Origin of the sequence: Streptomyces sp. NPDC058086, from assembly GCF_042885015.1 — a bacterium.
Classification (GTDB): Bacteria; Actinomycetota; Actinomycetes; order Streptomycetales; family Streptomycetaceae; genus Streptomyces.
Genome location: NZ_JBHVST010000007.1, coordinates 175,465 through 190,684, shown reverse-complemented (window position 1 = coordinate 190,684; position 15,220 = coordinate 175,465). Strand labels below are relative to the sequence as shown.

The 15,220-nt window shown below is 69.2% G+C and carries 12 protein-coding genes; 2 read left to right on the top strand and 10 right to left on the bottom strand.

What is annotated here, in order from left to right:
• The first annotated feature begins 181 nt into the window (after nucleotides 1-181).
• Nucleotides 182-1,144 carry a hypothetical protein gene (locus ACFVWD_RS08220; RefSeq protein WP_389594509.1) on the top strand — a complete coding sequence of 321 codons (963 nt, stop codon included), beginning with the start codon at nucleotides 182-184 and terminating at the stop codon, nucleotides 1,142-1,144.
• A 53-nt stretch (nucleotides 1,145-1,197) separates the two neighbouring features.
• Here ACFVWD_RS08220 and ACFVWD_RS08215 read toward each other — a convergent pair whose 3' ends face one another.
• The 8 genes from ACFVWD_RS08215 to tkt all read right to left on the bottom strand — a co-directional run bounded on the left by ACFVWD_RS08215 (nucleotide 1,198) and on the right by tkt (nucleotide 10,892).
• A complete protein-coding gene (locus ACFVWD_RS08215; RefSeq protein ID WP_054234523.1) occupies nucleotides 1,198-1,653 on the bottom strand; it encodes a tellurite resistance TerB family protein in 456 nt (151 codons plus the stop codon).
• 82 nt (nucleotides 1,654-1,735) lie between these two features.
• On the bottom strand, nucleotides 1,736-2,341 hold the full coding sequence (locus tag ACFVWD_RS08210; RefSeq protein ID WP_389594508.1) for a histidine phosphatase family protein: 606 nt from the start codon (nucleotides 2,339-2,341) through the stop codon (nucleotides 1,736-1,738).
• Between the two features lie 5 nt (nucleotides 2,342-2,346).
• A complete protein-coding gene (gnd, locus tag ACFVWD_RS08205) occupies nucleotides 2,347-3,225 on the bottom strand; it encodes a phosphogluconate dehydrogenase (NAD(+)-dependent, decarboxylating) (RefSeq protein ID WP_248003255.1) in 879 nt (292 codons plus the stop codon).
• A gap of 5 nt (nucleotides 3,226-3,230) precedes the next feature.
• Complete coding sequence (gene pgi, locus ACFVWD_RS08200) at nucleotides 3,231-4,916, bottom strand: glucose-6-phosphate isomerase (protein WP_389594507.1); 1,686 nt, start codon at nucleotides 4,914-4,916, stop codon at nucleotides 3,231-3,233.
• Nucleotides 4,909-5,847, bottom strand: a complete 939-nt coding sequence (gene opcA, locus ACFVWD_RS08195; RefSeq protein ID WP_389594506.1) for a glucose-6-phosphate dehydrogenase assembly protein OpcA — start codon at nucleotides 5,845-5,847, stop codon at nucleotides 4,909-4,911. The genes pgi and opcA overlap by 8 nt, the downstream gene beginning before the upstream one ends.
• Complete coding sequence (gene zwf / locus ACFVWD_RS08190; RefSeq protein ID WP_389594543.1) at nucleotides 5,844-7,421, bottom strand: glucose-6-phosphate dehydrogenase; 1,578 nt, start codon at nucleotides 7,419-7,421, stop codon at nucleotides 5,844-5,846. The genes opcA and zwf overlap by 4 nt, the downstream gene beginning before the upstream one ends.
• 212 nt (nucleotides 7,422-7,633) lie before the next feature.
• The gene (gene tal / locus ACFVWD_RS08185) at nucleotides 7,634-8,779 is read right to left on the bottom strand and encodes a transaldolase (protein ID WP_389594505.1); all 1,146 of its coding nucleotides are present in this window, start codon (nucleotides 8,777-8,779) and stop codon (nucleotides 7,634-7,636) included.
• 19 nt (nucleotides 8,780-8,798) lie between these two features.
• Nucleotides 8,799-10,892, bottom strand: a complete 2,094-nt coding sequence (gene tkt / locus ACFVWD_RS08180) for a transketolase (protein WP_389594504.1) — start codon at nucleotides 10,890-10,892, stop codon at nucleotides 8,799-8,801.
• A 146-nt stretch (nucleotides 10,893-11,038) separates the two neighbouring features.
• On the opposite strand from tkt, the gene ACFVWD_RS08175 reads away from it, so the two are divergent.
• Complete coding sequence (locus tag ACFVWD_RS08175; protein WP_389594503.1) at nucleotides 11,039-11,950, top strand: AraC family transcriptional regulator; 912 nt, start codon at nucleotides 11,039-11,041, stop codon at nucleotides 11,948-11,950.
• A 123-nt stretch (nucleotides 11,951-12,073) separates the two neighbouring features.
• Here the strand turns inward: ACFVWD_RS08175 and ACFVWD_RS08170 are convergent, their stop codons facing one another.
• The gene (locus ACFVWD_RS08170; protein WP_168497913.1) at nucleotides 12,074-13,459 is read right to left on the bottom strand and encodes a glycoside hydrolase family 16 protein; all 1,386 of its coding nucleotides are present in this window, start codon (nucleotides 13,457-13,459) and stop codon (nucleotides 12,074-12,076) included.
• 399 nt (nucleotides 13,460-13,858) lie between these two features.
• Nucleotides 13,859-15,154, bottom strand: a complete 1,296-nt coding sequence (locus ACFVWD_RS08165; RefSeq protein ID WP_389594502.1) for an Ig-like domain-containing protein — start codon at nucleotides 15,152-15,154, stop codon at nucleotides 13,859-13,861.
• Nucleotides 15,155-15,220: the final 66 nt, after the last annotated feature.

Sequence of the window (15,220 nt, the reverse complement as noted above, 5' to 3'; positions counted from 1 at the left end):
ACATTGAAACGTCAATGGCCACCGCTATCATCACACCACCCGCGGAACACCTCTGCGGAGCGACCGTCGGCCGATGACAGCGGCAGCACGGTATCGCCCCCAGTCTGCTGCCCAGGACGTGGAGCAATCGGCCTCCGGCTCCGAGGCCGGTTTCAGTGCTTCACGTTCTGAGAGGGAGCCCATGCCGGGAGACCGCTTCACCCCCGACTTCGACCCCGACTACGGGGACGCGCCCCTCTCCACCGCACGCAAGGACATCGCCAACGGGCGCTGGCAGGGCCTGCGGGATCTGCTGCGGGTGACCGGTCCCGCGTGGTCCGTGCGCGCCCACCGGATCCGGCTGCTCGCGCCGGCGTGCGCGGGCAACTCGGCGGTCGAGTCCTGGCTCGCCGCGGAGCCGCGCAGCGCCGACGCCCTGGTACTGCGGGCCGCGACCGAGGTGGCCAGGGCCTTCACCCTCGCCACCGCCGCGGGCGGGCGCGTACCCGTCGAACAGCGGCGCGTCGACCGGGCGGTGCTGGCTTGTCTCCAGGGCACCGAGGCCTACCCCGAGGACCCCACACCCTGGATCTGCCTCATCTCCGTCGCCCGGCTCTATGCCGCCGGGGTGCGCCGCCAGGAACTCGGCCGCTGGTGGGACGAGTTGCACGCCCGCGACCCCTACACGATCGAGGGCCACCTCCATGTGCTGCGCTACTACTCGGCGCGCTGGCACGGCACCCACGGCCTGATGTACGACTTCGCCCGCGACGCGGCGGCCGTCGCCCCGCCGGGCTGCGCGCTGCCGGTCCTGGTGCAGTTCGCCCGTGTGGAGGAGTACCGCTTTCTCCAGGAGGAGGCGAACGGGCGGCCGGACACGCCCGCAGGCCTCGACGGGCACTGGAACCACGAAGGAGCCGTCGACGACGTACGGCACACCTGGGAGCGCTGGATATCCGTGCGCCCGGACGGCCAGCCCGCGCCGGAGGAGGTGCGCGGCCTCAACTACCTGGCGCACGCCGCCAGCTACGCGGGCCTGTCGGACCTCGCGGCCCCGCTCTTCCGGACCCTGGGGGTGCGCGCCAGCCGGATGCCCTGGTCCCGCACCGGCGACCCGGAGGCGGAGTTCGTGAAGTGGCGCAGGCGCGCGACGCGCGGCGCCTGAGCCACCTCACGTGTCCCGGCTGTCGAGATGGCACGGCCGGGGCCGGTGGGGAACTACAGGTCGAACTCGTGCGGCGGCAGGTCGAGCGTGAAGCACGCCTCGCGCACGACGGCCTGCTCGGTCTTGTCGAAGTCGCCGTCGGCGCCGCCGATGACGATGCCGATCTGGATGACGGCGCGCGCCTCGGCCGGCTTCTTCTTCGCCTTGGCGATCTCCTGGAGGACGCTGACCTTGCCGAAGGCGAAGTCGGCGGTCAGCTTGTTCAGGTTGTCGTCGAAGCGGCGGCGCAGGTCGTCGGCGTCGAAGTTCTGCAACACCTCGTTCGTGGCGATGAGTTGCGCGACGCGCTGGCGCTCGGAAGGATCGACCGTCCCGTCCGCCGCGGCGACGAGCGCGCACATCGCCATGCTCGCGTCGCGGAAGGCACCGCTCTTCAGATCGTTCTTCTTCGCCACGAGCTGGGTCTGCATCGTCGACGCGGACTCCTTGATGCGGTCCCACAGGGCCATGAGAGCTCCATACGTTGGGAGAGGCCCGGCCCGCCCCGGAGGGCGGACCGTGACCTCTTCGATTTCTACAGCAATGTAGAAACTAGCGAACCGCCGCAGAAGTTCCGGTGGCGTTCCACTCGGCGATCACAGGATGCCCGTGCTCGGTGGACAGCCGGCTGACGGTGCCCGTCGCGAGTTGGAACAGCCGCCCGTCCGCGGGGGACAGCCCGAGCCGACGGGCTGTCAGCACACGCAGGAAGTGGGCGTGTGCCACGAGGATCACGTCGCCGTCGGCGAGCGCCGGTCCGACGCGGGACAGCACGCGGTCGGCGCGCTCTCCCACCTCCGCCGGTGACTCGCCGGCATGACCGTCGGGGCCGGACGGCACGCCGTCGTTCCACAGGAACCAGTCGGGCCTGGTGCGGTGTATCTCGACGGTCGTGATGCCTTCGTACGCGCCGTAGTCCCACTCGTGCAGATCGGGATCGGCCACGGCCCCGTACACGCCCGCGAGTGCCGCCGTGCGTATGGCGCGGCCGAGCGGGCTGGTCAGGGCCAGGGCGAAGGTCCGGCCGGCGAGCAGCGGGGCGAGGGACTTGGCCTGTTCCTCGCCGTGCTGGGTGAGCGGCAGGTCGGTCCAGCTGGTGTGCTGGCCCGACACGCTCCACTCGGTCTCACCGTGACGGACCAGCAGGAGGTCGCCCATGGTCGTTACTTCGCCGACTCGACGGCGTGGCCGCCGAACTGGTTGCGCAGTGCCGCGATCATCTTCATCTGCGGGGAGTCGTCCTGGCGGGAGGCGAACCGGGCGAAGAGGGAGGCGGTGATGGCGGGCAGCGGGACGGCGTTGTCGATGGCCGCCTCGACGGTCCAGCGGCCCTCGCCGGAGTCGTCCGCGTAGCCGCGCAGCTTCTCCAGGTGCTCGTCGTCGTCGAGCGCGTTGACGGCGAGGTCGAGCAGCCAGGAGCGGATGACGGTGCCTTCCTGCCAGGAGCGGAAGACCTCTCGGACGTCGGTGACGGAGTGGACCTTCTCCAGGAGCTCCCAGCCCTCGGCGTAGGCCTGCATCATGGCGTACTCGATGCCGTTGTGGACCATCTTGGAGAAGTGGCCGGCGCCGACCTTGCCGGCGTGTACGAAGCCGGCGTCGCCCTCGGGCTTGAGGGCGTCGAAGACCGGCTGCACCTTGGCGATGTGCTCGGCGTCGCCGCCGACCATCAGCGCGTAGCCGTTCTTGAGGCCCCAGACGCCGCCGGAGACGCCCGCGTCGACGAAGCCGATGCCCTTGGCGGCCAGTTCCTCCGCGTGCTTCTCGTCGTCCGTCCAGCGGGAGTTGCCGCCGTCCACGACGGTGTCACCGGGCTCCAGGAGCTCGCCGAGCTGGTCGATGGTGGACTGCGTGGCGGCCCCTGCGGGGACCATCACCCACACCACGCGCGGGCCTTCGAGCGCGCTCACGAGTTCGGTGAGGCTGCTGACGTCCGAGACCTCGGGGTTGCGGTCGTAGCCGACGACCGTGTGGCCCGCGCGGCGGATCCGCTCGCGCATGTTGCCGCCCATCTTGCCGAGGCCGATGAGTCCGAGCTGCATGACAGTCACTTCTTTCGGAGGGTGCGGTACGCGGCCACGAGGGCGGCGGTGGAGGGGTCGAGGCCGGGCACGTCGGAGCCTTCGGTGAGCGCGGGTTCGACGCGCTTGGCGAGGACCTTGCCGAGCTCGACTCCCCACTGGTCGAAGGAGTCGATGTTCCAGATCGCGCCCTGGACGAAGACCTTGTGCTCGTAGAGGGCGATGAGCTGGCCGAGGACCGACGGCGTCAGCTCGCTCGCGAGGATCGTCGTCGTCGGGTGGTTGCCTTTGAACGTCTTGTGCGGGACCAGTTCCTCGGGCACGCCCTCGGCGCGCACCTCGTCGGGCGTCTTGCCGAAGGCGAGGGCCTGGGTCTGCGCGAAGAAGTTCGCCATCAACAGGTCGTGCTGGGCGGCGAGTTCGGGCTCCAGCTCGTCCACCGGGTTGGCGAAGCCGATGAAGTCGGCCGGGATCAGCTTCGTGCCCTGGTGGATGAGCTGGTAGTAGGCGTGCTGCCCGTTGGTGCCGGGCGTGCCCCACACCACCGGACCGGTCTGCCACTCCACCGGGTTGCCGTCGCGGTCCACCGACTTGCCGTTGGACTCCATGTCCAGCTGCTGCAGATAGGCGGTGAACTTGGACAGGTAGTGCGAGTACGGCAGTACGGCGTGCGACTGGGCGTCGAAGAAGTTGCCGTACCAGACACCCAACAGGCCGAGCAACAAAGGCGCGTTGGCCTCGGCGGGAGCCGTACGGAAGTGTTCGTCGACGATCCTGAACCCGTCGAGCAGCTCCCGGAACCGGTCCGGGCCGATCGCGATCATCAGCGACAGGCCGATCGCCGAGTCGAAGGAGTAGCGTCCGCCGACCCAGTCCCAGAACCCGAACATGTTGGCCGTGTCGATACCGAAGTCCGACACCTTGCCGGCGTTCGTCGACAGCGCCACGAAGTGCTTGGCGACCGCCTTCTCTCCCCCACTCTCGACTTCGCTCGAGCGGGAGGTGCCCCCATCTTCCAGCGCGGCGAGCAGCCAGGTCCGCGCCGAGGTCGCGTTGGTGATCGTCTCGATCGTGGTGAACGTCTTCGAGGCGATGACGAACAGCGTCTCGGCCGGGTCGAGGTCGCGGACGGCCTCGTGCAGATCGGCGCCGTCCACGTTCGACACGAACCGCACGGTCAGCGAACGGTCCGTGAAGGCGCGCAGCGCCTCGTAGGCCATCGCCGGACCGAGGTCGGAGCCGCCGATACCGATGTTGACGACATTGCGGATGGGACGACCCGTGTGACCGGTCCACTCGCCGGCGCGGACCCGCTCGGCGAAGTCGGCCATCTTGTCGAGCACGGCGTGCACGCCAGGGACGACGTTCTCGCCGTCGACCTCGATCACCGCGTTCCGCGGGGACCGCAGCGCGGTGTGCAGCACCGCCCGGTCCTCGGTGACGTTGATCCTCTCGCCGCGGAACATCGCGTCCCGCAGCCCGAACACGTCGGTGGCGGTGGCCAGTTCCTGGAGGAGGGCGAGGGTCTCGTCCGTGATCAGGTGCTTGGAGTAGTCGATCCGCAGATCGCCGACCCGCACGACATAGCGCTCCGCGCGGGCGGGATCGGCGGCGAACAGCTCACGCAGCCGCGGGTGGAGCAGACCGTCCGCGCGGTGGTCCTCCAGGGCCACCCACTCCGGACGCCGCGTGAGCTTGGGGGAGTCAGACATGACGGGGGGTCTCCTTGGTGCCGCCCTCGCCCCGCAGGGCGACGGCGTACATCTCGTCCGCGTCGAGGCGGCGCAGTTCCTCGGCGATCAGCTCGGAAGTGCTGCGCACCTTCAGCGCGAGGGTGCGGGAGGGCTGCCCGGGCAGCGACAGCGTGGCCAGCGGCCCCTCGGGCCGGTCGATCACGATCTCGCCGTTCTCCGTGCCGAGCCGCACCGCGGTCACCACCGGACCGGCGGTGACGACCCGCTCGACCGGCACGTCGAGCCGGGCACCCAGCCAGCGGGCGAGCAGCTCGGCGCTCGGGTTGTCGGCCTCGCTCTCGACGGCGGCCGAGATCACCTTCGTACGGGCCTGGTCGAGCGCGGCGGCCAGCATCGAGCGCCAGGGCGTCAGCCGGGTCCACGCCAGGTCGGTGTCGCCCGGCGCGTACGAGTTGACGCGGGCCTCCAGGGCCGTGAGCGGCGACTCGACGGCGTACATGTCGGTGATCCTGCGCTGCGCGAGGGCGCCCAACGGGTCCTTGGCCGGTACCTCGGGGGCGTCCACCGGCCACCAGACGACGACGGGCGCGTCCGGCAGCAGCAGTGGCAGGACCACGGAGTCGGCGTGGTCGGACACCTCTCCGTAGGTCCGCAGCACGACGGTCTCACCGGCGCCTGAGTCGGCGCCCACCCGGACCTCGGCGTCGAGGCGCGAGTTGGTGCGGTCGCGCGGGGTGCGGGCGTGCCGCTTGATGACGACCAGGGTGCGCGAGGGGTGCTCGCGCGAGGCCTCCTCGGCGGCCTTGATCGAGTCGTACGCGTTCTCTTCGTCGGTGACGATGACCATCGTCAGGACCATGCCCACGGCGGGGGTGCCGATGGCGCGGCGCCCCTGCACGAGCGCCTTGTTGATCTTGCTTGCCGTGGTGTCGGTCAGGTCGATCTTCATGGCCTGCGCCAGCTCCGTCCGTCTCGTGCGAGCATCTCGTCGGCTTCCTTCGGACCCCAGCTGCCCGAGGGGTACTGCGCGGGCTTGCCATGGGTCTCCCAGTACTCCTCGATCGGGTCGAGGACCTTCCAGGACTCTTCCACCTCCTGGTGACGGGGGAAGAGATTGGCATCGCCGAGCAGGACATCCAGAATCAGCCGTTCGTACGCCTCCGGGCTGGACTCGGTGAACGACTCGCCGTAGGCGAAGTCCATCGTGACGTCCCGGATCTCCATCGACGTACCCGGGACCTTCGATCCGAAGCGCACCGTCATGCCCTCGTCGGGCTGGACGCGGATGACGATCGCGTTCTGGCCGAGCTCCTCGGTGGCGGTCGAGTCGAACGGGGAGTGCGGGGCGCGCTGGAAGACCACCGCGATCTCCGTCACCCGCCGGCCAAGGCGCTTGCCGGTGCGCAGATAGAAGGGGACGCCCGCCCAGCGGCGGTTGTCGACCTCCAGCTTGACGGCCGCGTAGGTGTCGGTCGTCGACTTGGGGTCGATGCCCTCCTCCTGCAGATAGCCGCGCACCTTCTCGCCGCCCTGCCAGGCCGCCGCGTACTGGCCGCGCACGGTGTGCTCGCCCAGGTTCTCCGGCAGCTTCACCGACTTGAGGACCTTGAGCTTCTCGGTCAGCAGCGACTCTGCGTCGAAGGCGATCGGCTCCTCCATGGCGGTCAGCGCCATCAGCTGGAGCAGGTGGTTCTGGATCACGTCACGGGCCGAACCGATGCCGTCGTAGTAGCCGGCCCGGCCGCCGATGCCGATGTCCTCCGCCATGGTGATCTGCACGTGGTCGACGTACGACCGGTTCCAGATCGGCTCGTACATCTGGTTGGCGAAGCGGAGCGCCAGGATGTTCTGGACGGTCTCCTTGCCGAGGTAGTGGTCGATGCGGAAGACCTGCTCCGGGTCGAACACGTCGTGCACGAGCGCGTTCAGCTCGCGTGCGCTCTCCAGGTCGTGGCCGAACGGCTTCTCGATGACCGCACGCCGCCAGGAACCCTCAGGCGGGCTCGCGAGCCCGTGCTTCTTGAGCTGCTGGACGACCTTCGGGAAGAACTTCGGGGGTACGGAGAGGTAGAACGCGTAGTTGCCGCTGGTGCCCCGGGCCGCGTCCAGCTCCTCGATGGCGGAGCGCAGTTGCTTGAACGCCGTGTCGTCGTCGAAGGTGCCCGGGATGAACCGCATGCCCTCGGCGAGCTGCTGCCAGACCTCCTCCCGGAACGGGGTGCGCGCGTGTTCCTTCACCGAGTCGTGCACGATCTGCGCGAAGTCCTCGTCCTCCCAGTCGCGGCGGGCGAACCCGACGAGCGAGAAGCCCGGCGGCAGCAGACCGCGGTTGGCGAGGTCGTAGACGGCCGGCATCAGCTTCTTGCGGGACAGGTCGCCGGTGACACCGAAGATGACGAGGCCCGAGGGACCCGCGATACGGGGGAGGCGGCGGTCACGGGGGTCACGGAGCGGGTTCTCCCATTCCGCCACCGGAACGGGGCCGTTGCTCTTGGCCTCGGCCTTCACGTCGACAGCCTTCACATCAACCTGCTTCACACCGTCCGGCTTCACACCCACCGGTTCCACGGTCGTGTCACCAGATCCCTCCGGCGTGGTGGCCGCATCCTGCGGGGTACCGTCCCGAAGCGCTTCACTGGAGTCCACCTCACGAGCACGCTCCGGCTGACTCGTCGGACCTGCTTTTTCGGCCGGGGGCCCGGGGGTTGCCCCCCGGGAAGGCACAGTACGCTCGGTCATTCCCCCTCAACTCCCTTGCTGCTCAGCGAGGTCGCGACCGCGTCGAGCAGATCCTCCCAGGCCGCCTCGAACTTCGAGACGCCCTCGTCCTCCAGCAGGCCGACCACCTCGTCGTAGGAGATCCCGAGCCCTTCCACGGCGGCCAGGTCGGCGCGCGCCTGGGCGTAGCCGCCGGTCACCGCGTCGCCGTGGATGTCACCGTGGTCGGCCGTGGCGTTGAGCGTCGCCTCCGGCATGGTGTTGACCGTGCCCGGCGCGACCAACTCGTCGACGTACAGCGTGTCCTTGTACGAGGGGTCCTTGACGCCCGTCGAGGCCCACAGCGGGCGCTGCTTGTTGGCGCCGGCCGGAGCGAGCGCGGTCCAGCGGGCGGAGGCGAACACCTCTTCGTACGCCTCGTAGGCGAGCCGCGCGTTGGCGAGCGCCGCCCTGCCCTTGAGAGCGAGGGCCTCATCGGTCCCGACCTTCGTCAGCCGCTTGTCGATCTCGCTGTCGACGCGGGAGACGAAGAAGGAGGCGACGGAGTGGATGGTGGCGAGGTCGGTGCCCGCCGCCTTGGCCTTCTCCAGGCCCGCCAGGTAGGCGTCCATGACCTCGCGGTAGCGCTCCAGCGAGAAGATCAGCGTGACGTTGACGCTGATACCGAGGCCGATGACCTCGGTGATCGCCGGGAGACCGGCCTTCGTCGCCGGGATCTTGACCATCACGTTCGGGCGGTCGACGAGCCAGGCGAGCTGCTTGGCCTCGGCGACGGTCGCCCTCGTGTTGTGGGCGAGGCGCGGGTCGACCTCGATGGAGACCCGGCCGTCACGGCCGGCGGTGGCGTCGTACACCGGGCGCAGGATGTCGGCGGCGGCGCGGACGTCGGCCGTGGTCATCATCCGCACGGCCTCGTCGACCGTCACGCCGCGCTCGGCCAGGTCGGCGAGCTGCTCCTCGTACCCCTCACCGGAGCCGATGGCGGCCTGGAAGATGGAGGGGTTGGTGGTGACGCCCACCACGTGCCTGGTCTCGACGAGTTCGGCGAGGTTGCCGGAGGCGATGCGCTTGCGGGAGAGGTCGTCCAGCCAGATGGAGACGCCTTCGTCGGAGAGGCGCTTCAGGGTTACCGCGGTCGCGGTTGCTTCGGTCACAGTGATCATCTTCCTTCGTGCGATCGGATCAACCGCGGGCGGCGGCGAGGCCAGTCGTTGAATTAAGCACAGCCCGGGCGGCGGCGACGACGTTCTCGGCGGTGAAACCGAACTCGGCGAACAGGGTGTTGGCGTCGGCGGAAGCGCCGAAGTGTTCGAGCGAAATGATGCGTCCTGCGTCACCCACGTACCGGTACCAGGTCAGACCGATGCCCGCCTCAACCGCCACGCGGGCCTTCACGGACGGTGGAAGGACGCTCGCCCGGTACTCCGGGGACTGCTCCTCGAACCACTCCACGGACGGCATCGACACGACCCGGGTGCCGATCCCCTCGGCCTCCAGCAGCTCACGCGCCTCGACGGCGAGGTGGACCTCGGAGCCGGTGGCGATCAGGACCAGGTCGGGCGTCTCGGTGGAGGAGTCACGCAGCACGTAACCACCCTTGGCGGCCTCGGAGTTGGCCTCGTAGGTGGGGACGCCCTGGCGGGTCAGGGCCAGGCCGTGCGGGGCGGGGTTGGTGGCGTGCCGCTTGAGGATCTCGGCCCAGGCGATCGCGGTCTCGTTGGCGTCGGCCGGGCGGACGATGTTCAGGCCCGGGATGGCGCGCAGCGAGGCCAGGTGTTCGACGGGCTGGTGGGTCGGGCCGTCCTCGCCCAGACCGATGGAGTCGTGCGTCCACACGTAGGTGACGGGGAGCTGCATCAGCGCGGACAGACGTACGGCGTTGCGCATGTAGTCGGAGAAGACCAGGAAGGTGCCCCCGTAGATGCGGGTGTTGCCGTGCAGGGCGATGCCGTTCATCTCCGCGGCCATGGAGTGCTCGCGGATGCCGAAGTGGACGGTACGGCCGTACGGGTCGGCCTCCGGCAGCGGGTTGCCCTTCGGCAGGAAGGAGGACGTCTTGTCGATGGTGGTGTTGTTCGAGCCGGCCAGGTCGGCCGAGCCGCCCCACAGCTCGGGGATCACCGCGCCCAGCGCCTGAAGGACCTTGCCGGAGGCGGCGCGGGTGGCGACGGACGTGCCCGCCTCGAACACCGGGAGCTTCTCCTGCCAGCCCTCGGGAAGCTGGCCGGCGACGATCCGGTCGAACAGCCTGGCCCGCTCGGGCTGCGCGGTGCGCCACTCGGCGATGTGCTTGTCCCAGGCGGCGTGCGCCTCGGCACCCCGGTCCAGGGCCTGGCGGGCGTGGGCGAGGACCTCGCCCGCGACCTCGAAGGACTTCTCCGCGTCGAAGCCCAGCAGACGCTTGGTGGCGGCGACCTCGTCCGCGCCCAGCGCCGAGCCGTGCGAGGCCTCGGTGTTGCGGGCGTTCGGCGCGGGCCAGGCGATGATCGTGCGCATCGCGATGATCGAGGGCCGTCCGGTCTCCGCCTGCGCCGACTTCAGCGCCGTGTACAGCGCGCGGACGTCGATGTCGCCGTCGGCCGAGGGCTCGATGCGCTGCACGTGCCAGCCGTACGCCTCGTAGCGCCCCAGCACGTCCTCGGAGAACGCGGTGGCGGTGTCGCCCTCGATGGAGATGTGGTTGTCGTCGTAGACGAAGACCAGGTTGCCCAGCTTCTGGTGGCCCGCGAGGGACGAGGCCTCGGCGGAGATGCCCTCCTCCAGGTCACCGTCCGAGACGATGCCCCAGATGGTGTGGTCGAAGGGCGACTCACCCTCCGGCGTCTCCGGGTCGAACAGACCACGCTCGTAGCGGGCGGCCATCGCCATGCCCACCGCGTTCGCGACACCCTGCCCCAGCGGACCGGTCGTCGTCTCCACACCCGCGGTGTGCCCGTACTCGGGGTGCCCCGGCGTCTTCGAACCGTGCGTGCGGAACGCCTTCAGATCGTCCAGCCCAAGCTCGTAGCCGGAGAGGAAGAGCTGCGTGTAAAGGGTCAGCGAGGTGTGACCGGGGGACAGGACGAACCGGTCGCGGCCGGTCCACTCCGGGTCGGCGGGGTCGTGTCGCATCACCTTCTGAAAGATCGTGTACGCGGCCGGGGCCAGGCTCATCGCGGTGCCCGGGTGGCCGTTGCCGACCTTCTGTACGGCATCAGCGGCCAGGATGCGGGCGGTGTCGACGGCCCGCCGGTCGAGCTCGGTCCATTCGAAGCCGTCGGGGCTCTGCGCACTCATCTTCAAGAAGTCCTCACTGGATCTGGAATCTCTGGTGGAACGCCTTCAAAAGTAAAAGTCTGACTTTTGCCGGGGAAGGTGCCCGTGTGTCAGCCTTCGGTGAAAGTGGGACACGGAGTGCTGGAGCGAGTCGACGCGAGAGGGACATGGCAGACAGAACCACCCAAGGCGGTGCAGGGGGCGAAGGCGGGACCCAGGACGGGATCAGGACCTTCCCCTTCCCGGTCGATCTGAGCCTGTCCGGCGTCGGTATGCAGGTCGGCGCGATGGGGACCGGGCGTGTCTGGCACGTCGACGCCCCGCTGGAACGCGTGCACCGGATCGACTTCCACGTCGTGATGCTCTTTCACGAGGGCCCGGTCAGACACATGATCGACTTCGCCGAGTACGAGGCGTCCGCCGGCGACATCCTGTGGATCCGCCCCGGTCAGGTGCACCGGTTCTCCCGCACCGACCGCTACCGCGGCACCGTCCTGATCATGCAGCCCGGTTTCCTGCCGCGCGCGACCGTCGAGGCGACCGGTCTCTACCGCTACGACCAGCGGCCGCTGCTGCGCCCCGGCGCCGCCCAACTGGCCGCCCTGGAGCACTCGCTCACCCAGCTCGAACGCGAGTACGTCGACACCACCACGCTGCCGCTCAGTCTGCACACCGCGGTGCTGCGGCACTCCCTCACCGCGTTCCTGCTGCGCCTCGCCCATCTCGCGGCCAGCTCCGCCGAAGCGGCCCGCGAGCAGACCGACACCACCTTCACGCGCTTCCGGGACGCGGTCGAGAAGGACTTCGCCACCAACCACAGCGTCAGCGCGTACGCCGACGCCCTCGGCTACTCCCGCCGCACCCTGGTCCGCGCGGTGCGCGCGGCCACCGGTGAGACCCCGAAGGGATTCATCGACAAGCGGGTGGTCCTGGAGGCCAAACGGCTTTTGGCCCACACGGAGATGCCCATCGGCCGCATCGGCGTCGCCGTGGGCTTCCCCGACTCGGCGAACTTCTCCAAGTTCTTCCACCAGCACACGGGGACGAGCCCGGTGGTGTTCCGGGCGGAGCTGCGCTGAGTCCGTCCCGACGAGAAGGGTCCGTGCCGAGGAAGAGGCGAAAAGGGTCCGTGCCGAAGAAAAGGGGCGGGCCCGCGGGCCCGCCCCTTCGCTCCTCGTACCGCTCGCCGGGGAGCCTCCTCGTCAGTGGCCGAAGTCGAACCAGTTGACGTTCACGAAGTCGGCCGGCTGGCCGCTGGTGAAGGTCAGATAGACGTCATGGGTGCCGGTGACGCCGGTGATGTTGGCCGGGACCGTCCGCCAGCTCTGCCAGCCGCCGGTGTTGCCCACCGCGAAACTGCCGATGGGGGTGCTCGTACGGCTGTCGAGGCGCACCTCGACCAGACCGCTGACCCCGCTCGCCGCACCGCTCGCGACCCGCGCGTAGAACTGCGTGGCCGCCGTGGAGCCGAAGTTGACGCCCTTGTAGAGCGCCCAGTCACCGCTTGCGAGCGAGCCGATGTCCTGGCCGCCCCCGGTGTCCGTGGTGGTCTCGGTGCTGGTGCCCGACTGGCTGTCGTACGACTCGGCCTGGATGGCGCTGTAGGCGTCACGGTTGCCGGTCGGAGGCGGTGTGGTACCGCTCCCACTGGCCTGCAGCACCTGGACGTAGTCCACGACCAGCGGGTGGCCGGGCTCGGTGCCGCTGTCCGGACCGCCGCCGAACGCGTCGGGGAAACCGCCGCCCATCGCCACGTTCAGGATGACGAAGTATCCGTGGTTGGTGGCGTTCGCCCAGGTGGTCGCGTCGACCTGGTTCGCCTTGACCGTGTGGAAGTTGACGCCGTCGAGGTAGAAGCGGATCTCCTCGGGGCTCGTCGAGCGGTCCCACTCCATGGCGTAGGTGTGGAAGCCGGCCTGACACGTGGTGCCGGCGCACGGGGTGTTGCCGCCGATGCCGCTGGTCTCGTTGCACGGGCCGCCCGGGTTGGTGCCGCAGTGCATGGTGGCCCACTCGGTGTTGAGGCCCTGGACGTTCTCCATGATGTCCAGCTCGCCGACGCTCGGCCAGTTCTGGTAGTTGCCGCGGTAGGGCGCGCCCAGCGTCCAGAAGGCGGGCCAGTAGCCCTTGGCGGCGGCGCCGGTCACGTTCGGCATCTGGAGGCGCGCCTCGACGCGGAGTTTGCCGCCCGCGGGCGGCTGGAAGTCGGTGCGGGTGGTCTCGATACGGCCCGAGGTCCAGTTGCCCGAGGCGTCCCGGCGCGGGGTGATCAAAAGGTTGCCGTTGCCGTCGAGCGCCACGTTGTTGGTGCTTGAGGTCATCGTCTCGACCTCACCGGTGCCCCAGTTGGCGGCGCCGCCCGGATAGCTGGTGCCGGTGTCGTACTGCCAGTTGGAGGTGTTGACGCCGGAGCCGGCCGCCCCGTTGAAGTCGTCGACGAAGACCTGGGACCAGCCGGCCGGGGGAGTGGGCGCGGACGCGTTCGCGGGGAGGACCGCGGCCACGGCCAGGGACAGTGTGCCGACCGCTGCCAGGATGACGCGCCGCAGGGGGCCGCGTCTGACAGGTGTGCCGGAGGGTTCACTCATGAATGCCTCTTCGGTACGGAGTGGGGGTGCGCGGATGCTGCTGAGAGCGCTCTCAAGCAAGGTGCGCGGCCAATGTGCTCTCTGTCACTCCGAGCGTCAAGAGGTAAAGCCGAGAAACTCCTTTCCCTGTACGGGAGTTCATGCAATGAAGAGTGGGATGCACGGGGCCCTGCCTGGGGCCTGTCCGGCGGATCATGCCGCAGACGTGGGGTTTGGCACGCACATCTGCCGCGTTGTCGTCACTCTCCCCCAAGCTCTCGACTTCGCTCGAGCAGAGAGGGACCCCCATCGCTCCGCGTCGACTCCCTCCTCCGCCTTGCGGCTGCACGCACCAAGCCCCGCTCACCGGCGTCGATGAGGCACCGCCCGTTTCCTGCGACCTGATCCGCCGGACAGGACCTAGAGGGCGCTCCCCGCCTTCCAGTCCGACCAGGACAGGTTCCAGCCGTTGAGGCCGTTGGACGCCTCGACGGTCTTCTCGCCCGAGTTCTTGACGACGACGACATCGCCGAGCATCGAACTGGCGTAGAACTTGTAGCCCGGCACGGAGCTGTCGTCCGCTCCCTTGGCGTCGTGCAGACCGACACATCCGTGGCTGGTGTTGACGGAGCCGAACACCGAGGTCGAGGCCCAGTAGTTGCCGTGGATGAAGGTGCCGGAGGTGGTCAGGCGCTGGGCGTGCGGGACGTCCGAGATGTCGTACTCGTCGCCGAGCCCGACGGTCGAGGACTCCATCCGGGTCTGCTTGAACCGTTCGCTGATCACCATGATCCCGGACCAGGTGGTGTGGTCGGCGTCGCCGCCGCTCACCGGGTAGGTGGCGAGGGTGGAGCCGTCGCGCTCGACGGTCATGGTCTTCTTCGCCAGGTCGACCGTGCTGATCTGGCGGCGGCCGATGTGGAAGGTGACGTCCTTGGACTGGGTGCCGTAGACGCCGGTCCTACCCTCGACGTCCTTCAGACGCAGGCTCAGAGTGATCTTCGTGCCCGCGGCCCAGTACTCCTCGGGCCGGAAGTCGAGCCGAGTGTCGCTGAACCAGTGGCCGACCACCTCGACCGCGGGCTCCGCCGTCACCGTGATCGCCTTTTCCACGGCGGCCCGGTCTTTCACGGCCTCGGTGAAGTTGATCGACACGGGCATGCCGACACCGGAGGTCGAATTCGCCTCGGGCGTGAAGTAACCCACGAACGTTTCCGAGGGCTGCTTGGTGACGAAGCTCGCGCTCTGTGCGGCGGCGCCCTTCGGCGTGGCCGTGACCGTGTATTTGGTGCCCGAGTAAGGGTTTTTCGCGGACGTCCATTTCGTACGGGCGTCATTGAAGGATCCGGCCAGGGTGGAGCCGTCGTTTCCGCTGACCTCGACGCTCGCGAGCGTGCCGGCGCTGACGGTGACCTCGACCGGGTCCGTGAAACCGGCCTTCTTCGTGCCGTCGGCCGGGGTGACGGTCACGGTCGGGGTCTTGACCTCGGCTTTTGTGCTCGCGCCCGCCGTCGCCTCCGCCTTCGCGTCCGTTCCCTCCGAGGCGTCCGCCGAGCCGCTGCAGCCCGCGAGGATGCCCACGGCCGGCACGACGCCGAGGGCGGCCAGCACCCCGCGCCGCGACCAGGCCTGCCGCTCGGACCGGTTCGCCGTCCGCCGCTCGGACCGGTTCGAATTCTTCGCGAAGCCCACGGCACGCCTTTCCTGGATGACCATCACGTCTGCTGGTGCATCCTGCGCCGCCTTCCTGGGGTGATTCTTTGAAACCCGGGTCTTCCGTCT